Source organism: Isoptericola jiangsuensis (assembly GCF_048320105.1).
Lineage (GTDB): Bacteria > Actinomycetota > Actinomycetes > Actinomycetales > Cellulomonadaceae > Isoptericola > Isoptericola jiangsuensis_A.
In genome coordinates, this window is the sequence record NZ_CP182942.1 from 2,615,431 (window position 1) to 2,638,994 (window position 23,564).

Here is a 23,564-nt window from a genome sequence, read left to right on the forward strand (position 1 = left end):
TCGAGCGGGCCCGGGTGCCCCTCGGCTCGAGGGTCGACCAGCGGGCCCGCTCGGTGCGGGACGGAGGTCAGGCCGTCTTGATCTCGCCGCGCAGCACCCGCCAGACACCGATCGCCATCGGCAGGCCGACCCAGATGAGGGTGGCGGTGGCGATCTGCGCCCACATCTCCCCGCCGCTCGACATGCCCATCTCGACGGCCAGGTCCGGATCGACGGCCAACGGAGCGGCCGCTGTGCTGAGGTCGATCCACGGCCACACGTCCGCCCACGCCGTGACGAAGAGGGCGACCGTGCTGACCACCACCGGCAGCACCAGATAGGTGACGATCGCCATCGGGGTGCTGAGGAAGGCGAGGCCGAAGGCGATGCCGCCGATCATCCACAGCACCACCATGAGCAGCGTGCCGTACGTCAACCGGGTGACGTCCCAGTCGGCGTCCGCCCCCCGGAAGGACACGACCCACAGGTGGGCGAGGGCGGCGAGGCCGACGGCGACCAGGTAGAAGCCGACGCCGGAACCCACGGCGGACAGGGTCTTCGCGCCGATCACGCGAAGCCGTCGCGGCTCGAGCGTGAAGGTCGTCAGAGCGGTGCGCTGCGACCATTCGGACGTCGCGGCGAGGATGGCCACGATGGGCAGGAGCATCCCCAGCGGGGTCGTCGTGCCGATGAGGAACGCCTCGAACGACACGTCGCCCGAACCGACCGCCCCCATGAGCAGCATGACGCCCGCGGTGACGATCGCGATGACGATGAGCAGCCAGCGCCCGGCGCGGGTGTCGAGCTGCTTGCGCCACTCGACCAGGACCAGGCGGGAGAACGGCACGGCCTTCACGTCGCTGCGGCTCGTCAGCGTGGCCGGGCGGGACAGGGCGGGGTCGACGGTGGTCATGCCGTCACCTCCTCACGGGCGTGCTCGGCGGTGAGCTCGAGGAAGAGCTCCTCGAGCCCACGGGACGAGGCCTCGCGCAGCTCGACGACGACGACGCCGGCGGCCGAGGCGGTACGGGCCACGAGCTCGGCGTCTGCCGTCGCGACGACGCCACCGCCGACGCGGGTCTGGGCCTCGATGCCGGCCGCCTGCAGCGCCGCGGTCAGCGCGGCGTCGTCCGTGGACCTCACGAACGTGCCGTCTCCGCGCAGCAGCTCGTCCTTGGTGCCGTCGGCGACGATGCGTCCGCGGCCGATGACGACGATCCGGTCCGCGATCACCTCGATCTCGGCGAGCTGGTGCGACGAGAGCAGCACGGTGCCGCCGTCGTCGGCGAAGGCCGCCAGCAGGTCGCGCATCCACCGGATGCCGGCGGGGTCGAGGCCGTTGGCGGGCTCGTCCAGGACGAGGACCTCCGGCTCGCCGAGGAGCGCTCCGGCCAGGCCGAGGCGTTGGCGCATGCCGAGCGAGTAGGTGCCGACCCGGCGCGCGGACTCCGCGGTGGTGAGCCCGACGACGTCGAGCACCTCGTCGACGCGGGAGCGGCCGACGCCCGTCAGCAGGGCAGCGAGCGCCAGCACCTCGCGGCCGGTGCGTCCGGCGTGCTGGGCGGAGGCGTCGAGGAGGACGCCCACGCGCCGACCGGGGTTGCTGAGCGCCGCGTACGGCAGACCCAGGACGCGCACCGATCCGGAGGTGGGGGGCGTCAGGCCGCACAGCATGCGCAGCGTGGTCGACTTCCCGGCGCCGTTGGGGCCGAGGAAGCCGGTGACGAGCCCTGGTTCGGCGGTGAACGAGACATCGTCCACGGCGACGACCGGTCCGTATCTCTTGGTCAGGTGCTCCACGGTGATCATGGCTCCACCCTGGCCGTCGGGGTGGTGCGGGCGCATCGCCCGGAAGGTGGGTTCCGGTCGGCCGTGAGGATGTACCTGGTCATCCTTTCGGCGGAGGCCGCGAGGTGCGCTCGAGCCGCACGGTGGATACCCGTGGCTCGCGGACGCGCCCTACGCTCGGTGGGTGACCGCTGCGCCTGCTGAGTCCTCCCGGCCGGCTGACCGATCCAGGGTGGCCGTCGTCTGGTCGGAGACGTGGCGGCTCGGGACGGCGCTGTTCATCAGCGTGCTGATCTTCGGGTTCACGATCGCGGAGGTCGACGCCGGACGGCTCGACGTCTCGGACGTCGAGCTCACGGTGGACCTCCTGGTGGGTCTGCTGTGCTTCGGGGCGATCGCCGTCCGGCACCGCTGGCCGACCGTGGTCGCCCTGGTCGTGTGCGCGGCGGGTGCGGTGTCGACGTTCGCCGTCGGGCCGGTGGTGCTGGCCGTGGTCTCGGTGGCGACCCACCGCAGGTGGTGGCGCATCGTCGCCGTCGGTGCGGTGTTCACGGTCGCGCTGGTGACGTACGAGGTGCTGTACCCCTCGACCGTGGAGACGACGTGGCAGCTCGCGGTCGGCGCGGGGGTCGGCATGTTCGCGCTGCTGGTGTGGATCGGCGCGTACGTCGGTCTGCGTCGCGAGCACGTCGCCTCCCTGTACGAGCGGATCGCGACGGCGGAGCGTGAGCAGGCGAGCCGTGTCGCCCAGGCACGGTCGAACGAGCGGGCCCGCATCGCCCGCGAGATGCACGACGTGCTGGCGCACCGCATGTCCTTGGTCGCGATGCACGCGGGGGCGTTGGCCTACCGGACCGATCTGCCGCCCGAGCAGGTCGCGGCGTCGGCGGCCCTGGTGCGGGACAGCGCGCACGAGGCGCTCGGCGAGCTGCGGGAGGTCCTCGGGGTGCTGCGTGGTCTCGACGGTCCTGCCCCGGACGAGGGAGCGAGGGCCGGTGCGCCGGAGCGGCCGCAGCCCACCCTCGGTGACCTGGACGACCTGGTGGCGGCCACGACCGCCGCCGGGACGGCCGTGCGGGTCACCGATCGCGTCGCCCAGCCCGGTCTCCTTCCGCGGGCGATGTCGCGCAGCGCGTTCCGCATCGTGCAGGAGGCGCTGACCAACGTGCGCAAGCACGCGCCCGCCTCGACCGCCTCGATCGTGCTGCGGGGCGCGCCCGGCCAGGGCCTGTGGGTCACGGTCAGCAACCCGACGCCGGCGCGCGGTCCGGCCGGGCGGGACGGGGTGGAGGGGCGCGACGGGGCGGTGGGCCCGCCGTCCTCCGGGCTGGGGCTGCTGGGACTGATGGAGCGGGCCGAGCTGGCCGGCGGCACGCTGTCGGTGCGCGACGGCGACGGCAGGTTCGTGGTGCAGGCATGGCTACCGTGGGCGTCATGAACGTGGTGAGCGTGGTCCTCGTCGACGACGACGCGCTGGTGCGGGCCGGGCTGCGGCTCATCCTGGGCGGCGCGTCCGAGGTGCGGGTGGTCGCCGACGCCGCCGACGGCGCGGAGGCCGTCGAGGTGGTGGGACGGGAGCGTCCGGACGTCGTCCTCATGGACATCCGGATGCCGCGGGTGGACGGGCTGGAGGCGACGCGCCTCCTCATGGCCCTGCCCGACGCGCCCCGCGTCCTCGTGCTGACCACCTTCGACACGGACGACCTGGTGCTCCAGGCGCTGCGTGCCGGGGCGGCGGGCTTCCTGCTCAAGGACACCCCGCCCGAACGGCTCGTCGCGGCGGTGCTCGCCGCTGCGGCCGGCGAACCCACGCTGTCGCCGTCGGTGATGGCACAGCTCATGGCGCGGGTGTCGGCGGAGGTGCCGGATCCCGTGGTCCGTCCGGGTTCCGCCGCGCAACGCGTGGCGTCGTTGACGGACCGGGAGCGGGAGGTCGCCGTCGTGCTGGCGCGCGGGTCGTCCAACGCGGAGATCGCCGCCGAGCTCTTCATGAGCGTCCCCACCGTCAAGACGCACCTGTCACGGATCCTCGACAAGCTCGGCGTCGCCAACCGGGTGCAGGCGGCGATCATGGTCCACGAGTCGGGGCTGGGCGCGGGGTAGTCCCGGGCGGTGGTGGTCCTCGGGGCGCCTCGGTGCGGTCCCGACCGTCCGGCGACTCGACCGCTGGCCTCGGACGGCGTGGGTGTTTTTCAGGGGTGTCAGCATCGCGGGATTCCCGACCTCACGAGGGGACGCAATCCCGGTGGGCGCGAAACTCCTGCTGAGCGTGATTCGCGACGCCTCGTGCGTCCCGAGTTCGGCGGTGCTGACACCCGCACAAGACAAGCATCATGACCTCGGACTGCCGGGTGGTTCGTCACGCGTCGGCGTCGGCGTCTTCGGCGAGCCGGTCACCAGACGGTGCGGCCGCGGATGTCGGGTGCCTCGCTGACGAGCTCGACGACCCGGCAGTCGAAGAGCTGGGCGAGGCGCCCGATCTCGTCGAGCGTCCACGGCGCGTGCCCCCGGAACCGCGCCGAGACGGCGGTGCGGGAGAGGCCCAGCTCGAGGGCGAGGTCCTTCTGCGACAGACCGCGTCGCGCGCTCTCCAGGCGCACCGCCCCGGCGGCCACGACCGCCAGGCCGTCCTGGCGGAGCCGAGGGGTGCGGAACCGCCGCTGACGGGCGAGCGCGTCGCTGTCGCTGCAGGATCCACCTTCCGCGTCGTCGAGGTCGACCATGAGCTCGATGGCGGGCTTGGGCTCTTCGTCGTGCAGCATCGTCACAGCGTGACGGGTCTCGACCCGGTCGTGGAGGTTTTCCACAGGGCAGCCTCTTTCCGAGGCCGGGGCCTCAGAGTCGTTCGCGCAGCCACGCGATGTCGGTGCCGACGTCGCCCTTGGTCTCGCAGATCACGGGTGCACCCGCCTCGCGCACCACACCGACCAGCAGGTCCTCGGGGATCTGTCCGACGCCGAAGTTGGTGTGGCGGTCCGCCCCCGAGCCGGCGGCGTCGCGCGAGTCGTTGGCGTGGACGAGGTCGATGCGTCCGGTGATCGCACGGACGTCCGCGACGGCGGAGGCGAGATCCAGACCACCCGCCCAGGCGTGGCAGGTGTCGAGCGTGAAGCCGACCTCCGACCCGCCGTCGGCCTGCTGGATCGCAGCCCAGAGCTGCTCGATGCGTTCCAGGCGCCGCGCCATCGAGAAGTCGCCGCCCGCGGTGTTCTCCACCAGCACCGGCACGTCGGTCTCCAGCGAGTCGATCGCCTTGCGCCAGTTGTCGAACCCGGTCGCCGGGTCGTCCTTCGCGGTGACGTGCCCGCCGTGGACGACCACCCCCTTCGCCCCGAGCTCGCCCGCCCGCGTCATGACCTGCTGGAGCAGCTTGCGGCTGGGGATGCGGATGCGGTTGTTCGGCGAGGCCACGTTGATGACGTACGGCGCGTGCACGTAGACGTCGATCCCGGCGTCCGTCACCGCGGACCGGAACCCCTCGGCGCCACCCGGGTACTCCAGCGGCGGCACCTTCCAGGACTGGGGATCGGAGACGAACACCTGGACGACGTCGGCCCCGAGCCGCCCGGCGTCCGCGACGGCGTCGTCCAGGGACACGTGGGCACCGATCCGCTGGGCACCGTTCTGCTCGCTCATGCCCGTCAGCCTAGGCCTCGCCACCGACCCGGGGGCCCCGCGCGTGTCACATCGCACCGAAGAACCTCGACGAGCCGCCGTCGATGACCGGTCCTGCTGCTCTCGCGCCAACGGTGCGGGCCCTCGCCCGCCGCACCCCGCACCCCGCACCCCAGCACCCAGCACCCCAGCACCCCAGCACCCCGCGCACCCGCGCACCACGAGCGGCGCGCGTACCCTGGGAGCATGCCCAGCACCCCTCCGCTCGCGTTCGTCGTCGCCGGTTCCGAGGCCACCGGTGGCGCTGGTATCCAGGCCGATCTCAAGACGTTCCAGCAGCTCGGCGCGTACGGCGTCGGCGCACTGACCTGCATCGTCTCGTTCGACCCCGCGAACGACTGGGCCCACCGGTTCGTCCCGGTGGAGCCGCAGGTCATCGCGGACCAGATCGAGGCGGCCACGGCCACGCACGATCTCGACGTCGTCAAGGTGGGCATGCTCGGCACCCCCGCCACCGTGGACGTGGTCGCGGCGTCCCTCGGCGCGCGCACGTGGCGCCACCTGGTGCTCGACCCGGTGCTGATCTGCAAGGGACAGGAGCCGGGGGCGGCCCTCGACACCGACACCGCGCTGCGCGAGAAGGTGCTGCCGCTCGCCACCGTGGTGACGCCCAACCTCTTCGAGGCGCGCACGCTGGCCGGCATGGAGCACGTCCTGAGCATCGCCGACCTCACGGAGGCGGCCCGCCGGATCCACGCCCAGCTCGACACGAGCGCCGGCCGGCGCTACGTCGTCGCCAAGGGCGGGGCGGAGCTCCCCGGGCCGGACGCCGTGGACGTCGTGTTCGACGGCGAGGAGGTCACCGTGCTCTCCTCGCCGAAGATCGGCGAGGAGCGGGTGTCGGGTTCGGGTTGCACGTTCGCCGCGGCGATCACCGCCGAGCTCGCCAAGGGAGCCGACGTCCCCGACGCGGCCCGGGTCGCCAAGGACATGGTGACGGCCGGCATCGAGGCGCGCGTCACGGCACGGACCCCGTTCGCCACGGTGTGGCAGGGCGCGTACCCCCCGGTGGAGGGCTGAGCCGACCCGGACGGCGCGCGCCCGGCCGTGGCGCCCGCCCGGCCGAGCGACCGCACAGCGGACGCGAACTATGTCTCCTCGGACGTTCGGCATAGTCTCTTGGGCGTGAGCGACACTTACGGACAGCAGAGCCCGAGCACGGGCGCGATCGAGCGTGTGGTCGCCCGGCACGAGATGCCCGACCCGCTCCGTGACGACATCCGCCTCCTCGGCGGGCTGCTCGGCACGGTCCTGCGCGAGGCCGGCGGACAGGACCTGCTCGACGACGTCGAGCGCCTGCGCGAGCTGACGATCCGCGCGTACGGGGTCGACGACGGCGGTGCGGTCCTCGCGGAGGCCGCGGACCTCGTGGCCGGTTTCAGTCTCGAACGTGCCGAGCAGGTGGCACGTGCCTTCACCTGCTACTTCCACCTGGCGAACCTCGCCGAGGAGTACCACCGGGTGCGCGTGCTGCGCGCCCGGGAGGCGGAGGCGGGCGCCGCGATCGAGGAGTCCCTCCCCGCGGCGTTCACGCAGCTCGCCGAGGAGGTCGGCCGCGAGGAGGCGCTGCGTCGTCTGGACGGGCTGGAGTTCCGCCCGGTCCTGACCGCGCACCCCACCGAGGCACGCCGTCGTGCCGTCTCCGGTGCCGTGCGCCGCATCTCCGGCCTGCTCGCGGAGCGCGACGTGGTCCGTCTCGGTGGCACGTCGCGCACGGAGAACGAGCGCCGCATGCTCGCCGAGATCGACACGATGTGGCGCACCTCGCCCATCCGCGCCTCGAAGCCGACCGTGCTGGACGAGGTCAAGACGGCGATGGGCGTGTTCGACGCCACGCTGTTCGACACCTTCCCGGAGGTCTACCGCCGGCTGGACGACTGGCTCCTCGACGGGGAGGCGGGCAGGACGACGCCGCTGGCCAAGCCGTTCGTGTTCCTCGGTTCCTGGATCGGTGGCGACCGGGACGGCAACCCGAACGTCACGGCGGAGGTGACCCGGCAGGCCGCGACCCTGGCCGCCGAGCACGCGCTGACCGCCCTGGAGAACGCGGCGCGGGAGACGGGCCGCAAGCTCACCCTCGCCGAGGCGATCACCCCGGCGTCCGCCGAGCTCAAGGCCCTGTGGCAGCGGATGCGCCAGCTGTCCGACCAGCTCACCACCAGGGCGGAGGCCGAGTCGCCGAACGAGCCGCACCGCGCCGCCGTGCTGGCGATCGCCGGGCGGATCTCGGCCACCCGCACCCGCGACGCCGACCTGGCGTACGCCGAGCCCGAGGAGCTGGAGGCGGACCTGCGGGTCGTGCAGGACTCGCTGGTCGAGGCCGGGGCGAACCGGTCGGCCTACGGCGACCTGCAGCGCCTCGTGTGGCAGGTGCAGACCTTCGGGTTCCACCTGGCCGAGATCGAGGTCCGTCAGCACTCGCAGGTCCACGCGGCCGCCCTGGCGGAGATCTCCGAGAAGGGCGTGCACGGCGAACTGTCCGAGCGCACCCAGGAGGTGCTGGACACGTTCCGTGCCCTGGGCGCGGTCCAGAAGCGGTTCGGCGTGCGCGCCGCGCGCCGCTACATCGTGTCGTTCACGCAGGCGCCGGAGCACATGGCGGCGGTCTACCAGCTCGCCGAGGCCGCGTTCGACGGGTCGGACGACGCCCCCGTCATCGACGCGATCCCCCTGTTCGAGACCTTCGCGGACCTGGAGAACTCGGTCGACATCCTCGAGGCGATGCTCGAGATGCCGCAGGTGCAGCGTCGCCTCGACGCCAACGGTCGTCGGGTCGAGGTCATGCTCGGCTACTCCGACTCCTCCAAGGACGTCGGTCCGGTGGCCGCGACCCTGGCACTGCACTCGGCGCAGTCCCGGATCGCGCAGTGGGCCGAGCGCCACCACATCACGCTGACGCAGTTCCACGGTCGCGGCGGTGCACTCGGCCGTGGCGGCGGCCCCGCGAACCGCGCGGTGCTGGCTCAGCCGCCGCACTCGGTGGACGGCCGCTTCAAGCTCACCGAGCAGGGCGAGGTCATCCTGGCCCGCTACGGCGACCCGACGATCGCGGCCCGGCACATCGAGCAGGTCGCCGCGGCCACGCTGCTCGCGTCCGCGCCGTCGACGGAGGAGCGCAACGCCTCGACGGCGGAGCGTTTCGCCGGTGTCGCGACCGCGCTGGACGCCTCCAGCAGGGCCCGGTTCCACGAGCTGGTGAAGTCCGAGGGCTTCCCGCAGTGGTTCGCCCAGGTGACGCCGCTGGAGGAGGTCGGTCTGCTGCCGATCGGTTCCCGGCCGGCCAAGCGCGGGCTGTCGGTCAACTCCCTGGACGACCTGCGGGCGATCCCCTGGGTGTTCTCCTGGTCGCAGGCGCGCATCAACCTGGCCGGCTGGTACGGCCTGGGCACGGCGCTGCAGTCGTTCGCGCAGGGGGAGGGCAGCCTCGACGAGCTCAAGGCCGCCTACCTCGAGTGGCCGCTGTTCGGCACGCTGCTGGACAACATCGAGATGTCGCTGGCCAAGACGGACGAGCGCATCGCCCAGCAGTACCTGGCGCTCGGCGACCGTGACGACCTGGCCGCGATGGTGCTCACCGAGCTGCGTCTGACCCGCGAGTGGGTCCTGAAGATCACGGGCAACGACTGGCCGCTGGCCGGGCGGCGCGTGCTCGGCCGGGCCGTGCAGCTCCGCTCGCCCTACGTCGACGCGCTCTCCCTGCTCCAGGTGCGTGCGCTGCGTGCGCTGCGCACCCAGGGGTCCAGCGAGGGCCTGACGGTGGACGACGGCGAGTGGGTCGACGGCGGGTACAAGGACCGCTGGCAGCACCTGCTGCTGCTCACCGTGAACGGCGTGTCCGCCGGCCTGCAGAACACCGGCTGACCTGCCCTCGCGTCGGCCTCAGGTGGCGATGAGGCGGAACCGGCCGCCGGTCGGGTCGCTCACCGTCACCTGACGGCCGAACGGGGTGTTCACCGGCTCGTCGTGGACGGTCCCCCCGAGCTCGCGGACACGAGCGGCGGCCGCGTCGACGTCGTCGGTGCCGAGGTAGACGAGCCAGGCGGACCCGCCGGGCCCGACCTCGGCGGCGGCGTCGAACACACCGGCGGTGGCGTCCTGCTCAGGGCCGTTGGTGGCGTAGCGCATGTCGTCGCCCGGCATGTCGTGGGTGTCCCAGCCGAGGGCGTCGCGGGCGAAGCTGAGCGTCGCGTCGTAGTCGGCCGTCCAGATCTCGAACCAGCAGGGTGCGCCCGGTTCCATGACGCGGGCGAACCCGTCGTGACCGTCCGGCTGCCAGAACCCCAGCGTCGTGCCCGCCGGGTCCGCCGCCATGAGGAAGCGGCCCTGGCCGGGGACGCCGTCAGGCGGCACGAGGACCGTCCCGCCGTGGGTCGTCACCGCGGTGGCCGCGGCCTCGACGTCCGAGGTGGCGAGGTACACGCACCACTCGCTGGGCTGGTCGGCGGGCTGGCTCGGGCCGACCCCGGCGACCGGCGCCCCCTGGTGCAGGAACTGGCCGTAGTGGCCGAACTCCGCCCCGAAGTCCTGGTGCTCCCACCCGAACAGGGCGGTGTAGAAGGTGACGGCGGCCGCGAGGTCGTCCGTCCCCAGGTCGATCCAGATCGGTGCGCCGTGGTTGACGACTCCGCGTGCCGGCATGGCTCCTCCACAAGATGTCTCGGTCCTGGTGCTGAGCCTCGCCAGTCCAGCACGAGCCCCCGACAGTCGCGCGCGGAGCCCCAGCGGTCAGCGTTCGGCGAGAGCGCGCAGCACCCGGTCGACGCTGGACCGCACGCCCCAGCGCTCCACGAGCGCCGTCAGCGCCTCGGTGTCGCGCGGGGCGCGGGGCAGGGCGTCGTCCACGTCGCCCACCGGGGCGTCCGCGGCCACGCGCACGACGCCGGGAGCGACCGCGAGGTAGTCGGCGGCCGCGGCGATCTTGCTGCGCTGCGACGGCGTCACCCCCGGCTCGCCGGCGGCGGCAGCCTCCAGCACGCGGTCCAGGGTGCCGAACGTCGCGAGCAGCTTCGCCGCCGTCTTCTCCCCGATGCCGGCGACGCCCGGCAGCCCGTCGGAGGGGTCGCCGCGCAGGACGGCCATCTCGGCGTAGGCGGTGCCCGTGGGAACCGCGTACTTCTCGACGAGCCGCGCCTGGTCGACGACGTCCGGGTCGCGGATCCCGCGCGCCGGGTAGAGCACGGCGACACCCGCGGCGTCGTCGACGAGCTGGAACAGGTCGCGGTCGCCCGTGACGATGCCGACCAGCGGCCCGCCCTCGTCCTGCCCGCCCGTCCGGGGTGCGCCGGCGCCGACCTCGCGGGCGACGAGCGTGCCGATGACGTCGTCGGCCTCGTACCCCGGCGCGCCCACCCGGCAGATCCCCAGCGCCTCCAGGAGCTCGACGATGACGGGGACCTGGGCGCGCAGGTCGTCCGGCATCTCCTCGACGTCCGGTCCGTCGTCGCGACGCTCCAGGACGCGGTGCTCCTTGTACGAGCCGATCGCCTCGACGCGGAACGCCGGTCGCCAGTCGTCGTCCCAGCAGGCCACGAGACGCTCGGGGCGGTGCTCCGTGACGAGGAACGCGATCATGTCGAGCAGTCCGCGCACCGCGTTGACCGGTTCCCCGGCGGGGGAGCGCAGCGAGTCGGGCAGGCCGAAGTAGGCCCGGAAGTAGAGCGACGCGGTGTCGAGCAGCAGCAGGCGCATGGGGTCAGCCTGCCAGGTGGCGGTGACGGCCACCGGGTCAGGCCCGGGTCAGGACAGCCGGCCGAGGAGGGCGTCGGCCAGCCAGAGCCCGACGACGACGGCGGCCACCGACACCAGCAGGGTGCTCAGCGCGTGCACCACGGCGTACCGGTGCCGCCCGTCGCGCAGGATCGTCACCGTCTCGACGACCGCGGTGGAGAACGTCGTCAGCCCGCCGCAGAACCCGACGACGAGCAGCAGCTGCCACTCGTGCGCCGCCCCGGCCAGGACGATCCATCCGGTGGCGAGGCCGATGAGCAAGGAGCCGACGGCGTTGACGACCCACGTCCCCCACGGGAACCCGTCGGGGCGCAGAGCCTTGATCGAGTCGGCCACCCAGAACCGGGCGGCGGCGCCGAGCCCACCGCCGACGCCCACGAGCACCGCGCCGAGCAGCCCGCTCATCCCTGGCCCTCGCGATCCCCGCCGTGTCCGTCGCTCCGGGGTTCGACGACGTCCGCGCCGTCCCGCGCCCCCGGCCGGTTGCCGACGTCGGTGACGTCCGCGTCGTCGTCGGTGTCCGCCGTGTCCGCGGCGTGCAGCAGCCGCCCGGTGGTGCTCGGCGTGGTGCGCGACCCGAGCAGGACCCCCAGCAGGGCCGCGACCGTGCCCAGCAGGAGGGTGGCGCCCGCGTAGACGCTCGCCACCACCCAGGTGCCGCCGTCGGCGAGGTGGGTGACGTCGAGCGCGAGCGAGGAGTACGTCGTGAAACCGCCGAGCGTCCCGGTGCCCGCGACGAGGCGCACCCGGCGTTGGCGCGGTGTCTCCGGGCCGCGTCGTGCCAGCGCCTCCAGCAGCCAGCCCAGCAGGAAGGCCCCGATGACGTTCACGGTGAACGTGGACCAGGGCCAGTGGCCGTCGGCGTGCGGAAGCGCCAGTCCCACGGCCCAGCGCAGGCACGACCCGACGGCTCCTCCGGCGGCGACCAGCGCGACGAGTCGCACGTCGCGGTGGGGAGGTCGGGTGGCGGGCACCGTCCTATCCTGGCCCGGCGGGCCCGACGCGTGCTACCTCGCGGGCAGGTGGTCCGGCAGCCCGAAGCGGGGGAACCACGTGGCGGTGTCCAGGAACGTGGTGATGCCGGTGATGCGCCCGGCGCCGTCGTCCTCCAGCACGACCAGCCCCCAGGGCTCCCAGCCGCCGCCCGGCGACGCCCGGTACTGCCCGAACGCCATCGAGGCGTTGGCGTGCACGCGCAGGCAGCGCGATCCCCGGCACCCGTGGCCCGGCCCCAGCATCCAGCGGGCGATCTCCGCCGGCCCCGAGACCCACAGGGTGTACGGGGGCATGTTGAGGACGGCGTCCTGGTGCAGCAGCTCGACCAGCGCCTCCATGTCGTAGCGTTCGAACGCGTCGAGGTAGCGCTGCAGCAGGGCGTCGTCGACGGTGCCCCACTGCTCGGCGTCACGGTCCAGCGCCTTGGTCCCCAGCGTGGCCCGTGCCCGCTGCAGGGCGCTGTTCACCGAGGCGACGCTGGTGTCCAGCAGGTCCGCGGTCTCCGCGGCGGACCAGCGCAGGACCTCGCGCAGCACGAGCACCGCGCGCTGGCGGGGCGGCAGGTGCTGCAGGGCCGCCACGAACGCGAGCCGCACCGACTCGCGGCCCACGGCCATGTCCGCGGGGTCGCCCTCGCGCGGCAGCACGGCCTCGTCGGCGACGGGCTCCACCCAGCGTTCCTCCGCCAGGGTCTGCCCGAAGTTCTCGATCTCGGCGGGCTGCGCCGCGCCGAGACCCATCGGTCGCTCGCGGCGCTTGGCCGACGCCAGCGCGTCGAAGCAGACGTTGGTCGCGATCCGGTAGAGCCACGACCGCAGGGAGGACCGTCCCTCGAACCGGTCGTAGGCGCGCCACGCTCGGATCATCGTCTCCTGCACGGCGTCGTCGGCGTCGGCGGACCCGCCGAGCAGGCGGTAGCAGTAGCCGGTGAGCTCGCGCCGGTGACCCTCCAGGAGAGCGCCGACGTCGGGCGCCTGGGTCATCTGTGTCATGGATCACACGCTACGACCAGGCACCGACAGCCGCCAGGGCCCGTCAGGTCCGACGACGGCGCGCCTCGTCGCGCGTCCACGGCAGCACGCGCTCGACCAGCGGTATCGAGCTGGTCGCCGGGCTGGAGCGCCGCACCACGGGAACCGTCCCCGTGAGCGGCGTCGCGGTGCGGTCGATCTCGAACCACACCGTCTTGCCGTCCCCGAGGGAGGTGTGCCGTCCCACGAGGTCGTCGCCCAGGTGCTGCTCGACCCCCCAGCGGGACGCCAGCCGCTCCAGGAACTGCACCCCGCGGCCCGACAGGTCCTGCGGCTGCGGTGCCTGCAGGACGGGTGGGCGGGTGCAGCCGTCCCGGACGCCGACCCGCAGCCGACGGTCGTCGACCTCGACGCGCACCGTGATGGGCCCGGTACCGTGCTCGAGCGCGTTGGTGAGGATCTCGCTGCTCAGCAGCATGGCCGTGCGGCGCTGCTCGGAACCGATGTCGCACGACTCCAGGACGTCGTCCACCCAGCGTCGGGCCGGCCCCAGGTCCTTGAGCGTCTCGGCGACCTTCCGCTCGGCCCGCGCCGGCCCGTCGTCGGACGGCGGACCGGACGGCGCGGGCACGCGCGCACGGACCGCCAGGACGGCGACGTCGTCCCGCTGGGCGTGCCCCACGAGACGCCGCACCAGGGCGCGCGGCAGCCCCGCCGTCGACTCCCCGTGCAGGTCCGCCAGGACGCCGACGAGGTCCTCGGTGCGGTCGGTGATCATGACGCCGCGCTGCTCGACCAGCCCGTCGGTGTACAGCACGAGCGTGTCGCCGGGCAGCAGCCGGGTCGAGTGGTCGGTGCGCGGGAACCCCGGGTCGATCCCCAGGAGCATGTCGGGCCGGGACGTGAGCGTCTCCACCGTCCCGTCACGGCGCAGCACCAGCGGCAGCGGGTGCCCGGCGTCGGACCAGGTGAGCGTGTACCCCCGCTCCGGCTGCCCGTCCGGCCCGGTGTCGCCCTGCGGCTCGACGTCGTGGTCGAGGCGCACGACGACGGCGGTCGCCAGGGCGTGCGGGCCCAGCTCGGCGTTGGCGCGGTCCAGCCGCGTCAGCAGCGCCGCGGGCGAGCCGTCGTCGCTCCACGCGAGCGCCCGCAGCATGGAGCGCAGCTGTCCCATCTGGGCGGCGGCGCTGACGTCGTGCCCGGTGACGTCGCCGATCATCAGCACGACGTTCCCGTCGTCGCGGACCACCGCGTCGTACCAGTCGCCGCCCACCTGGTCCGTGCGGGCCGCCGGGGCGTACGTGGTGGCGATGTCGAGGTGGGCGACGGCGGGCGGGTCGGTGAGCAGGGACTCCTGCAGCGTGGTGGCGACGCGCCGACGGGCCTCCAGCAGGGCGACCCGCTCCAGCGCCATCGCGACGTACCGGCTGACCGTGGTCTCGAGCGCGGCGGTGCCGGCGTCGTGGTCGCGCGTCTCCGCCCAGACGCAGATCACGACGCCGATGACGTCGTCCTCCACGATGATGGGCAGGAACGACCGGGCCCCGGCCGACATCAGGCCGATGCCCGCCATCGCGGGGTACGCCTCGATCATCTCGGTGTGGTCGCGGTAGAACAGCGTCTGGCGCTCGCGCACGACGGCGGTGTCCGGGCGGGGTGCGTCCAGGCGGGCGCTGCGCATGTCGTCCGGGAACCCGGGCTCCTGGTGGCCCACGGTGACGTAGCGCAGGTGGCGGCGGTCCGCGTCGACCAGCGCCAGGGAGCACCACCGCGCCCCCATGCCCGTGCCGACCACCTCCGCGATGGTCTCCTCGACCTCCTCGATGGTGGTGACCCCGGCGAAACGTTCCGACAGCCCGAGCAGGAACTGGGCGCGCTGGTGGGCGCGGAACGCCACCTGCTCGGCACGGCGGGCCCGTTCGCGCTCGGCCCGCAGCCGCAGCTCGCCCGAGCACGAGGCCGCGAGGTCGGACAGGGTCGCGAGGTCCTCGTCGTCCCACTGGCGCGGCGCGAGGTCGACCGCCCACAGGGCGCCCACCACGGTGCCGCGACCGTCCTCCACGGGGAAGCCGGCGACGGCACGCGCGCCCAGCTGCCGCACGAGGTTCTTGTCGACGACGCGTTCGTCCAGCTCGGTGTCCTCCACGACCAGGGCCGTCCGGCTCGCCACGACCAGCGCGGTGGCCGGGTGCTCGAACTGGAAGTGCCGCGTGGCCTGCGCCTCGGCGGGCAGGCCCACCGCCCCGGGCAGGTACTGGCCGTCGGGCGTGACGACGACGAACGCGGCCGCGGGCACGCCGAGGTTGCGGTGGACGAGCCGCACGATGCGGTCGAACACCTCGTCGGCTGCGCTGGTCACCGTGGAGCCCTGGTTCGCCGAACCCAGGACCTGCGTCTCGGGCATCGCACCCAGTATGGCCCCGAGATCGCGGATTACCCGTCACTCCGGGCCCGAAAGTGCCGATAATTCGCCCGTCGGCGCCTCTCGGGGCCGCCCTCGGAGCGTCCGGGCGGGTCCGCGGGACCGCCCGGCACCACCGCCCGGCACCACCGCTCGTCGCCGCTAGCCGTTGCGACCTGGGTCACACCGCGCGCACTATGGAGCCAGGACCGATACGGGGGTGGAACCGTGGACCGAACCGCTGGAACGTTCGATGCCCTGCCCATGCTGGGCCGTGGAAAGCACCGGAACCCGAAGAAGGGCGCCTGCTTCATGGAGCTGGCGTCGTTCCTCGCGGGGGAGCGGTGGAGCGATCATCCGCAGTGCACGCACCCGCTGCTGGCGATGCTCGCGCGTGCCGTGAACGACCTGACCTCGGACGCCGCGCGCCCGAAGCTCGCGACCATGATCCCGTCGGTCATCGGGCTGAACAGCGACGACCCGCGCTGGGACGTGCACCTCGCGCTGCGGGCCGCCCGCACCGCGCTGCCCGTCGCGCCGTCGGACCGTCAGCAGACCCTCGCCGTCGCGATCTACGGCGGGGAGCGGATGCTCGACGTCCTCGACGGTCGCGAACAGGGCACGATGGCCCCCGAGAGCGTGGAGGCGCTCGCCACCGTCCCGACGACGGCGGCGTGGGCGCGGCAGTTCTGCGCGGGCACGCACGTCAAGCCCAAGCGGTTCGTGCGCGACGCCGCACCCTCGGTGGTCTCCACCGCGGTGCAGGGCATCAGCGAGGCGTACGTGACCGACGTCGACGACAGGCTGCGCGGACTGCTCGCGGACGCGATCGCCGACGCCCGTCGGTGGGCCGGCCACGACGCCGCGGGCGCGGACCTGCGCCCGGAGCAGTGGGCCGAGGTGGTCCGCCCGGCCGAGGTCCGCGCGGGCTGACGTCCGACCGGTCCGACGGCGGGACGGTCGGCCCGAGCGCGATCCGGGTGCGATAGAGCCGGGTGCGGCCGACGTCGCCGTGGGTTCGGTCGCGCGGCGGTGGCTCGGCCCGGTGGCGCCCGGTCTGGTAGACCGGGAGCATGACCGATCAGCCCTGCCCGCTCGACCAGCTCTCCGTGGCCGACCTGCGTCGTCGGACGTCCGTGAAGTGGCGCGCCTACCCCGAGGACGTGCTGCCCCTCTTCGTCGCCGAGATGGACGTGCCGCAGGCGCCGTTCGTCGTGGACGCGATCGCGCGCGCGCTGGAGATCGGCGACACCGGGTACGACGTCGGCACCGGGTACGCCGCCGCGCTCGCGCCGTTCGCCCGGCGCCGCTGGGGCTGGACGCCCGACGAGCGCACGAGCCGCACGCTGCCCGACGTCATGGTGGCGATCGTCGAGATTCTGCGCGTGCTCACCGCGCCCGGCGACGCCGTCGTCGTCACCCCGCCCGTCTACCCGCCGTTCTACGGGTACGTGCGCAACGAGGGCCGCCAGATCGTCGAGGCGCCCCTGGACGACGCCGGACGGCTCGACCTCAGCACGCTGGAGGCCGCGTTCCGCCGCGCCACGGGTGCCGCCGCGCACGGCAGCGGACCCGGGTCGGGGCGCCGCGCCGTCCTGCTGCTCTGCAGCCCGCACAACCCCACCGGCACCGTCCACACGGCGGGGGAGCTCGAGGCCGTCCTCGCCCTCGCGGAGCGGTACGGCGTGCGCGTCGTCGCCGACGAGATCCATGCCCCGTTCACCTTCGCCGACCTGCGTCCCGGCGCCGAGAGCTTCACACCGCTCCTCGCCGTCGCGGGCGGCGAACGAGCCATCGCCGTCCAGTCGGCGTCCAAGGCGTTCAACCTCGCCGGCCTGCGCGCCGCGACCGCCCTCGCCGGTGCGGACGCCGCCGCGGACCTGCGCCGGATCCCCGAGGAGGCGGGCCACGCCGTGAACCACCTCGCCGTCCTCGCGCACGCGGCCGCCTACGCCGAGGGGGACGCCTGGTTGGACGCTCTGCGCGCCGGGATCGTGCGCAACCGGGCCCTCGTCGAGGAGGCCCTCGGTGAGCGCGCCCCCGCCGTCCGGGTGCACCCGGGCGACGGGACCTACCTGTGCTGGCTCGACGTGCGCGACGCGGTCCCTGCCGGCGCCGATCCGCACCGGCACGTGCTCGACACCGCGAAGGTGGCGCTCGGTGACGGCGCGCACTTCGGCGCGGGGGGACGCGGGTGGCTGCGACTGAACCTCGCGGCGTCCGAGGGGCTGCTCACCGAGGCGCTCGACCGGCTGGTGCCCGCCCTGAGGCCCTGAGGCGCTGACGCGCTGACGCTGTGGTGCGGATCGGCCGTGTCGGGCTCCCAGGGAGCGGTCAGTCCGCTTCGCCGAACGCTTCCTCGAGGGTGAGGCCGGTGGTGTCGAGGTAGGCGGCGAGGTCCTCGCCGACGTACCGCAGGTGCCACGGTTCGGCGTCGTACCCGGTGATCGCCTCCGCGCCCGCCGGGTAGCGCACCACGAACCCGAACCGCCACGCGTGCTGCGCCACCCAGTCCGACGCCGCCGTGCCCCCGAAGTCCGTGAAGTCGACACCCTCCTGGGTCACGTCCGCCGCCCAGCCGGTCTGGTGCTCGGAGTGGCCGGGCCGTGCCGAGAACCGGTCCGCGCCGTCGGTGCCGTGCTGCGCGGCGTACCGCGCGAACAGGGACTTCTGGTACGCGGCGGACCGGAACCCCGAGACGAGCACGAGCCGGTGCCCCGTGGCCTCCTGCGCCGCCGTGGCGAGATCGGCCAGCGCGTCGGCGGCCACCGGCTGGAGCCGGACGTGGCTGCCCGCGGCGGTCATGGCGGGCACGGTCAGCTTCGCGGGCCGCCAGCCCGAGGGCTCCACCGCGTGCGACTTGTTCACCAGGACGGCCGGGTCGGCCGGGTCGGTGGACGCGCGCCACGTCGTCGTGACCCGCTTGACCTTGCTGGTGATCTCCGCCAGGCCGTCGGCCGCCGGCACGTGCAGCCGCCACAGCGTGGTCGGGGCGTGCGACCACTGCGACGTCAGCTCGACGGTGAGCAGGTCGGTGCGGGTGGCCGCCAGGGGCAGGGTGCGGCGGACGACCCAGGCGCCGTCCGTCCAGTGCTGGAGCTCGGCGGAACGGCCGAGGGCGGCGGACACGACCACGGCGTCGGACCACGTGGTGCCGGCGACGCGGTGCTCGTCGGTGTCCCAGCCCACGATCGCACCGGCCGCCTCCGTTGCCGTGCCGGTCGGGTCGGGCGTGCTGGATGCCGCGCTGCTGGTGACCGGGCTGCTGGTGACCGGGCTGCCGGACTCCGGGGTGACCTCCGCCGGGGCATGGGCACCCGCAGCCGGAGAACCGGCGAGTGCCGTCGCCAACGTCGCGGCGAGCAGGGCTCCGGCCGCGCGCGGGACTCTCGGAAGGGTGGGCACTCCCACCAGAGTGCCAGAAGGACCGCTACGCTCGCCACGTGCAACGACGGACAGCTCTTGCCCTGGCCGCCCTGACCGCTGCCGTCCTGCTGGGCGGATGCACCGGACCTGACCGCCCCGAGGCGTCGGACGCCGCCGCGGCGCTCGCGAGCGCGCTCGCAGCCGGGGACCTGGACGGGATCGTTCTGGAGACGGAGACGTCGGCGGACCCGCAGCAGCACCTGGCCGAGACCACCGCACCCCTGCGCGAGGCGGCCGAGGCGTCCGGCGTCGAGCCGTCCGTCACCGTCGCACGGACCGTCGTCGACGAGGAGGCCGAGATCCCCACCGCGCAGGTCACCCTCGCGTGGTCGTGGCCGCTCACGGCGAGCGCGACGTGGGAGTACAGCACCGAGACGGAGCTGGACTGGGTCGAGCCGCCGGAGGGCTCCGAGCAGCCGGGGCACTGGGCGGTGCTCTGGGACCACGACCTGGTGGTGCCGGGGCTCGGCGCGGGGGAGCGGCTCGAGATCGACCGGGCGAGCGCCGACCGCGGTGAGATCCTCGACGTGCACGGCGAGCCGCTGGTCACCGAGCGGGACGTCTGGCGCATCGGCGTCGACAAGACGTTCGGCGAGGCGGACGAGTGGGACGAGCAGGCGCGCGACCTCGCGCTGCTGGTGGGACTCGACCCCGACGAGTACGCCGCCCGCGTGGAGTCGGCCGGCGACAAGGCGTTCGTCGAGGCCATCACCATCCGTGCCGAGGACTCCGGGGTGTCGTTCGCCCCGGGCGAGGCGCGGACCCTGGCCGGGGTCAACGTGGTCGCCGACACGATGGACCTCGCGCCGACGTCGTCGTTCGCCCGGCCGATCCTCGGCCGGTCCGGCGAGGCGACGGCCGAGATCATCGAGGAGTCCGGCGGAACGATCGTCCAGGGTGACGTCGTCGGGCTGTCCGGTCTGCAGAGCGAGTACGACGTGGCGCTGCGCGGCGCGGACGGCCTCGTGGTGACGGTCCTGCCCGCCGAGGTCGACGCCGACGCCGGCGAGGAGCCGCGTGAGCTGTTCCGGGTCGATCCGACGCCGGGCGCGGACGTCACGACGGCGTTCGACCCTGACCTGCAGGTGCTCGCCGAGGAGGTGCTCGAGGACGTCGAGTCGGCCAGCGCCGTCGTCGCGATCCAGCCGTCCACCGGTGACGTGCTGGCCGCGGCGAGCGGTCCGGGCAGCGAGGGGTGGTCGACGGCAACGCTCGGCCAGTACGCCCCGGGGTCGACGTTCAAGATCGTCGACGCTCTCGCGCTGCTGCGCTCCGGCGTCTACGGCGAGGACACGGTCCGGTGCCCGGACACGCTCACCGTGGACGGGCGCACGTACTCCAACGTGCCGGGATATCCGACGTCCGCGCTGGGCGACGTGTCGCTGCGGACGGCGTTCGCGCACTCGTGCAACACCGCGTTCATCGGGGCGACCTCCGAGGTGGAGCCGCAGGTGGTCGTCGACGCGGCGGCCGACCTCGGGCTGACGGTCCCGCCCGGCACGGGTACGGCGTCGTTCCTCGGCGAGGTGCCGACGTCGTTCTCCGGGACGGCGCAGGCCGAGGCGCTGATCGGGCAGGGTGAGGTGCTGGCCTCCCCGCTGGGGATGGCGACCGTCGCGGCGAGCGTGGCGGCGGGCGAGCAGGTGGTGCCGCGCATCGTGGTGTCCGTCGACGGCGGTGTGCCGGACGCCGACGGTGCCGGGGGCGCTGTGGACGACGGGGCGAGTGCTGCGCCGTCCGGGTCGTCCGGGCCGTCCGGGTCGCCTGCGCCGTCGGCGGGGACGGCGGACGGCCTGACCGCGGGCGAGGCGGCGGACCTGCTCGACCTCATGGGAGCCGTGGTCAGCGAGGGCAGCGCGGACGAGCTGGGCGACATCCCCGGCGTCGTCGGTGCCAAGACCGGCACGGCGCAGTACGGCGACGGTTCGGCGCAGCACGCCTGGATGCTGGCGGTGGCGGACGACCTCGCGGTGGCGGTGTTCGTCGAGGACGGCGAGTTCGGGTCGACGACGGCGGGTCCGCTGATGGGGAGGTTCCTCGCCGGCCGGTGACGGATCCCGGTGCCATCCGGGCCGCCGGACGGCCCTCGGTTCGCGGGCCCGGATCTACGCGGCACCTTGATGTCGATTCGGCAGTTTGAACTGCCGATCAGATCAGAAACTGCCGCACTGATCGATTGCCGCGTTGGACCGGTTGCCACGTTGACCGGTTGCCGCGAATGATCGGTGGCCAGATGATCGACACTGCCGCGGTGACCGGCTCGGCTGACGGCGCCCTCGGTCTCTGCGGAGGCCACCGGGGTGGGGGAGGACTCCTGCTCCGGCACGGGGTGCGCGCAGGGGCAAGCCCCGACGGTGCGGGGGCAGCAGAGATGGTCGTGGTGACGGCTCCGAGGGAACGCCTAGGAACGATTCGACTACGTCGGGCGCCCGTCAGGCAAACCCGTGACCTGGCGTGTGACGTGTCTCACATCCAAAGGGTCGGCTGCCGCAGGTCACTGCTCGGACGGCACGTTGGCCTCGATCTCGGCGAGCCAGGCCGCGGGCGACGCGTCGGACGGCATCCGCCAGTCCCCGCGCGGCGAGAGGCTCCCGCCGGGCGACACCTTCGGCCCGTTCGGCAGCGCCGACCGCTTGAACTGCGAGGAGAAGAACCGCCGCACGAACACCACGAGCCAGCGGCGGATCTCGGCCAGGTCGTAGGTGGAGCGCTCGTCGTGCGGGTAGTTGGGCGGCCACTCGCCGGCGTCGGCGTCCCGCCAGGCGTGCCAGGCGAGGAACGCGATCTTGGACGGTCGCAGGCCGTGCCGCAGCGTCCAGTAGAGCGTGAAGTCCTGCAGGGCGTACGGCCCGACGACGGCCTGCGTCGACTGCGGCGTCTCGCCGGATCCCACGGGCACCAGCTCGGGGGAGATCTCCGCCGACACCACCTCGCGCAGCACGTCGCCCACCTCGTCGGGGAAGTCCCCCGAGTCCGCGACCCAGCGGATCAGGTGCTGGATCAGCGTCTTCGGCACCCCCGTGTTGACCGCGTAGTGCGACATCTGGTCGCCGACACCGTAGGTGCACCAGCCGAGCGCCAGCTCCGACAGGTCGCCGGTGCCGAGCACGATGCCGCCGCGGTGGTTCGCGATCCGGAACAGGTAGTCGGTGCGCAGACCGGCCTGCACGTTCTCGAAGGTGACGTCGTAGACGGGCTCGCCGTCGCCGAACGGGTGGCCGAGGTCGCGCAGCATCTGCGTCGCGGCGGGGCGGATGTCCAGCTCCTCGAACCGGACGCCGAGCGCCGTGGCCAGCCGCGTCGCGCGCTCCTTGGTCTCCGCCGACGTCGCGAAGCCGGGCATCGTCACCGCGTGGACGTCGGTGCGGGGCCGCCCGAGCCGGTCCATCGCGTTCGCCGCGACGAGCAGCGCGTGCGTGGAGTCCAGCCCCCCGGAGACGCCGATGACGACCTTCGGCTGCCCGATCGAGGCCAGCCGCTGCTCCAGGCCGGTGACCTGGATGTTGTACGCCTCGTAGCAGTCACGGGCGAGGCGCTCGGCGTCGTCGGGCACGAACGGGAACCGGTCGACCTTGCGGCGCAGGCCGACGTCGCCCGACGGCGGCTCGACGGACCACTCGACGGTGCGGAACCGGGCGGTCCGCTCCCCGAGCGCCCGCCGGTTGTCGTCGAAGGTGCCCTGGCGCAGACGTTCCTGGCGCAGCCGGTCGAGGTCGACGTCGGCCACGGCGCGCCGCGGTCCCTCGGGGAAGCGTTCGGTGCGGGCCAGCTCGTCGCCGACCTCGTAGAGCATCGTCTGACCGTCCCAGGACAGGTCGGTGGACGACTCGCCCGGCGAGGCCGCCGCGTAGGCGTAGGCGGCCAGGCAGCGGGCGGAGGCCGACCGCACCAGGAGCCGGCGGTCCTCGGCGCGCGCGATGGTGATGGGGCTCGCGGACGGGTTGAGCAGCACGGTCGCGCCGGCGAGAGCCGCCTCCGCGGACGGCGGCACGGGCACCCACATGTCCTCGCACACCTCGACGTGCACCACGAGCCCGGCGACGTCGCGCGCCCGGAACAGCAGGTCGGGACCGAACGGGACGTCGTCGTCGGCGAAGGGCAGGCGGACCGAGCCGCCCCCGGTCCGCGCCCCGGCGGCGAACCAGCGCTGCTCGTAGAACTCGCGGTAGGTCGGCAGGTAGGACTTGGGGGCGACGCCGAGCACCCGCCCGCCCTGGACGACGACGGCGCAGTTGTGGACGCGGCCGTCGACCTCCAGCGGGGCGCCCACCACGAGCAGCGGGCGCAGGTCCGCGCTGGCCTCCACGATCTGCTCCAGGGCGTCGTGCACGGCCTCCAGCAGCGTGTCCGCGAGGTGCAGGTCGTCCAGCGCGTAGCCCGAGACGGACAGCTCGGGGAACACGGCGACGGCGACGGCGTCGTCGTGGCACGCGCGCGCCTCGGCGAGGATCGCGGCGGCGTTCGCCGCGGGGTCCGCGACGGTGACGGGCACGGTGCAGGCGGCGACGCGGGCGAACCCGTGGGCGTAGGCGTTGCGGAAGTCCACACCCCGAGTGTGCCCGACGTCGCGGCCCACGCGTTCGCTGAAGGTCGGTGGGCGG

Annotated in this window: 19 protein-coding genes; 7 read left to right on the forward strand and 12 right to left on the reverse strand. The window is 73.7% G+C overall.

The window, feature by feature from the left end; genetic code table 11:
* Positions 1–67: 67 nt before the first annotated feature.
* Both ACNHYB_RS12125 and ACNHYB_RS12130 read right to left on the reverse strand, forming a co-directional pair.
* Entirely contained in the window at positions 68–892 is an 825-nt protein-coding gene (locus ACNHYB_RS12125; protein ID WP_418275598.1) for an ABC transporter permease, read from the reverse strand.
* Positions 889–1,788: an ABC transporter ATP-binding protein gene (locus ACNHYB_RS12130; protein WP_418275599.1), complete on the reverse strand. Its 900-nt coding sequence runs from the start codon at positions 1,786–1,788 to the stop codon at positions 889–891. The genes ACNHYB_RS12125 and ACNHYB_RS12130 overlap by 4 nt, the downstream gene beginning before the upstream one ends.
* A 211-nt stretch (positions 1,789–1,999) precedes the next feature.
* On the opposite strand from ACNHYB_RS12130, the gene ACNHYB_RS12135 reads away from it, so the two are divergent.
* Together ACNHYB_RS12135 and ACNHYB_RS12140 are read left to right on the forward strand one after the other, a co-directional pair.
* Positions 2,000–3,205, forward strand: a complete 1,206-nt coding sequence (locus ACNHYB_RS12135) for a sensor histidine kinase (protein ID WP_418275600.1) — start codon at positions 2,000–2,002, stop codon at positions 3,203–3,205.
* Entirely contained in the window at positions 3,184–3,870 is a 687-nt protein-coding gene (locus tag ACNHYB_RS12140; protein WP_418275601.1) for a response regulator, read from the forward strand. The genes ACNHYB_RS12135 and ACNHYB_RS12140 overlap by 22 nt, the downstream gene beginning before the upstream one ends.
* 290 nt (positions 3,871–4,160) lie before the next feature.
* Here ACNHYB_RS12140 and ACNHYB_RS12145 read toward each other — a convergent pair whose 3' ends face one another.
* Complete coding sequence (locus tag ACNHYB_RS12145) at positions 4,161–4,529, reverse strand: helix-turn-helix domain-containing protein (RefSeq protein WP_418275602.1); 369 nt, start codon at positions 4,527–4,529, stop codon at positions 4,161–4,163.
* 73 nt (positions 4,530–4,602) lie between these two features.
* Complete coding sequence (locus tag ACNHYB_RS12150) at positions 4,603–5,403, reverse strand: deoxyribonuclease IV (RefSeq protein ID WP_418275603.1); 801 nt, start codon at positions 5,401–5,403, stop codon at positions 4,603–4,605.
* A gap of 225 nt (positions 5,404–5,628) precedes the next feature.
* Between ACNHYB_RS12150 and ACNHYB_RS12155 the strand changes: the two genes are divergently transcribed.
* Together ACNHYB_RS12155 and ACNHYB_RS12160 are read left to right on the forward strand one after the other, a co-directional pair.
* Entirely contained in the window at positions 5,629–6,462 is an 834-nt protein-coding gene (locus tag ACNHYB_RS12155; protein ID WP_418275604.1) for a hydroxymethylpyrimidine/phosphomethylpyrimidine kinase, read from the forward strand.
* 174 nt (positions 6,463–6,636) lie between these two features.
* Positions 6,637–9,303, forward strand: a complete 2,667-nt coding sequence (locus tag ACNHYB_RS12160) for a phosphoenolpyruvate carboxylase (RefSeq protein WP_418278038.1) — start codon at positions 6,637–6,639, stop codon at positions 9,301–9,303.
* Between the two features lie 18 nt (positions 9,304–9,321).
* Here ACNHYB_RS12160 and ACNHYB_RS12165 read toward each other — a convergent pair whose 3' ends face one another.
* The 6 genes from ACNHYB_RS12165 to ACNHYB_RS12190 form a co-directional block, all read right to left on the reverse strand.
* Entirely contained in the window at positions 9,322–10,080 is a 759-nt protein-coding gene (locus ACNHYB_RS12165; RefSeq protein WP_418275605.1) for a VOC family protein, read from the reverse strand.
* Between the two features lie 87 nt (positions 10,081–10,167).
* A complete protein-coding gene (locus tag ACNHYB_RS12170) occupies positions 10,168–11,130 on the reverse strand; it encodes a 5'-3' exonuclease (RefSeq protein WP_418275606.1) in 963 nt (320 codons plus the stop codon).
* 48 nt (positions 11,131–11,178) lie between these two features.
* Positions 11,179–11,574 carry a fluoride efflux transporter CrcB gene (gene crcB, locus ACNHYB_RS12175; protein WP_418275607.1) on the reverse strand — a complete coding sequence of 132 codons (396 nt, stop codon included), beginning with the start codon at positions 11,572–11,574 and terminating at the stop codon, positions 11,179–11,181.
* A complete protein-coding gene (locus tag ACNHYB_RS12180) occupies positions 11,571–12,143 on the reverse strand; it encodes a fluoride efflux transporter FluC (protein ID WP_418275608.1) in 573 nt (190 codons plus the stop codon). Before ACNHYB_RS12180 ends, crcB begins: the two co-directional genes overlap by 4 nt.
* Positions 12,144–12,176: 33 nt before the next feature.
* Positions 12,177–13,157, reverse strand: a complete 981-nt coding sequence (locus ACNHYB_RS12185) for a sigma-70 family RNA polymerase sigma factor (protein ID WP_418275609.1) — start codon at positions 13,155–13,157, stop codon at positions 12,177–12,179.
* A gap of 43 nt (positions 13,158–13,200) precedes the next feature.
* Positions 13,201–15,540, reverse strand: a complete 2,340-nt coding sequence (locus ACNHYB_RS12190) for a SpoIIE family protein phosphatase (protein WP_418275610.1) — start codon at positions 15,538–15,540, stop codon at positions 13,201–13,203.
* 261 nt (positions 15,541–15,801) lie between these two features.
* Between ACNHYB_RS12190 and ACNHYB_RS12195 the strand changes: the two genes are divergently transcribed.
* Both ACNHYB_RS12195 and ACNHYB_RS12200 read left to right on the forward strand, forming a co-directional pair.
* Positions 15,802–16,470, forward strand: a complete 669-nt coding sequence (locus tag ACNHYB_RS12195; protein WP_418275611.1) for a hypothetical protein — start codon at positions 15,802–15,804, stop codon at positions 16,468–16,470.
* A gap of 140 nt (positions 16,471–16,610) precedes the next feature.
* Complete coding sequence (locus ACNHYB_RS12200) at positions 16,611–17,813, forward strand: MalY/PatB family protein (RefSeq protein ID WP_418275612.1); 1,203 nt, start codon at positions 16,611–16,613, stop codon at positions 17,811–17,813.
* 58 nt (positions 17,814–17,871) lie between these two features.
* Here the strand turns inward: ACNHYB_RS12200 and ACNHYB_RS12205 are convergent, their stop codons facing one another.
* Positions 17,872–18,942: a M15 family metallopeptidase gene (locus ACNHYB_RS12205; RefSeq protein ID WP_418275614.1), complete on the reverse strand. Its 1,071-nt coding sequence runs from the start codon at positions 18,940–18,942 to the stop codon at positions 17,872–17,874.
* A gap of 38 nt (positions 18,943–18,980) precedes the next feature.
* Here ACNHYB_RS12205 and ACNHYB_RS12210 point away from each other — a divergent pair, with 38 nt between their 5' ends.
* The gene (locus ACNHYB_RS12210; RefSeq protein ID WP_418275615.1) at positions 18,981–21,014 is read left to right on the forward strand and encodes a penicillin-binding transpeptidase domain-containing protein; all 2,034 of its coding nucleotides are present in this window, start codon (positions 18,981–18,983) and stop codon (positions 21,012–21,014) included.
* 443 nt (positions 21,015–21,457) lie between these two features.
* Here the strand turns inward: ACNHYB_RS12210 and ACNHYB_RS12215 are convergent, their stop codons facing one another.
* Positions 21,458–23,509: an NAD(+) synthase gene (locus ACNHYB_RS12215; RefSeq protein ID WP_418275616.1), complete on the reverse strand. Its 2,052-nt coding sequence runs from the start codon at positions 23,507–23,509 to the stop codon at positions 21,458–21,460.
* Positions 23,510–23,564 lie beyond the last annotated feature (55 nt).

Bases quoted from the DNA above. Each gene is read 5' to 3' on its own strand.
- ACNHYB_RS12125 (WP_418275598.1), bottom strand. From the start codon at position 892: ATGACCACCGTCGACCCCGCCCTGTCCCGCCCGGCCACGCTGACGAGC.
- ACNHYB_RS12165 (WP_418275605.1), bottom strand. From the start codon at position 10,080: ATGCCGGCACGCGGAGTCGTCAACCACGGCGCACCGATCTGGATCGAC.
- ACNHYB_RS12145 (WP_418275602.1), bottom strand. From the start codon at position 4,529: ATGCTGCACGACGAAGAGCCCAAGCCCGCCATCGAGCTCATGGTCGAC.
- ACNHYB_RS12170 (WP_418275606.1), bottom strand. From the start codon at position 11,130: ATGCGCCTGCTGCTGCTCGACACCGCGTCGCTCTACTTCCGGGCCTAC.
- ACNHYB_RS12140 (WP_418275601.1), top strand. From the start codon at position 3,184: ATGGCTACCGTGGGCGTCATGAACGTGGTGAGCGTGGTCCTCGTCGAC.
- ACNHYB_RS12160 (WP_418278038.1), top strand. From the start codon at position 6,637: ATGCCCGACCCGCTCCGTGACGACATCCGCCTCCTCGGCGGGCTGCTC.
- ACNHYB_RS12130 (WP_418275599.1), bottom strand. From the start codon at position 1,788: ATGATCACCGTGGAGCACCTGACCAAGAGATACGGACCGGTCGTCGCC.
- ACNHYB_RS12185 (WP_418275609.1), bottom strand. From the start codon at position 13,157: ATGACACAGATGACCCAGGCGCCCGACGTCGGCGCTCTCCTGGAGGGT.
- ACNHYB_RS12150 (WP_418275603.1), bottom strand. From the start codon at position 5,403: ATGAGCGAGCAGAACGGTGCCCAGCGGATCGGTGCCCACGTGTCCCTG.
- ACNHYB_RS12195 (WP_418275611.1), top strand. From the start codon at position 15,802: ATGCTGGGCCGTGGAAAGCACCGGAACCCGAAGAAGGGCGCCTGCTTC.
- ACNHYB_RS12200 (WP_418275612.1), top strand. From the start codon at position 16,611: ATGACCGATCAGCCCTGCCCGCTCGACCAGCTCTCCGTGGCCGACCTG.
- ACNHYB_RS12190 (WP_418275610.1), bottom strand. From the start codon at position 15,540: ATGCCCGAGACGCAGGTCCTGGGTTCGGCGAACCAGGGCTCCACGGTG.
- ACNHYB_RS12155 (WP_418275604.1), top strand. From the start codon at position 5,629: ATGCCCAGCACCCCTCCGCTCGCGTTCGTCGTCGCCGGTTCCGAGGCC.
- crcB (WP_418275607.1), bottom strand. From the start codon at position 11,574: ATGAGCGGGCTGCTCGGCGCGGTGCTCGTGGGCGTCGGCGGTGGGCTC.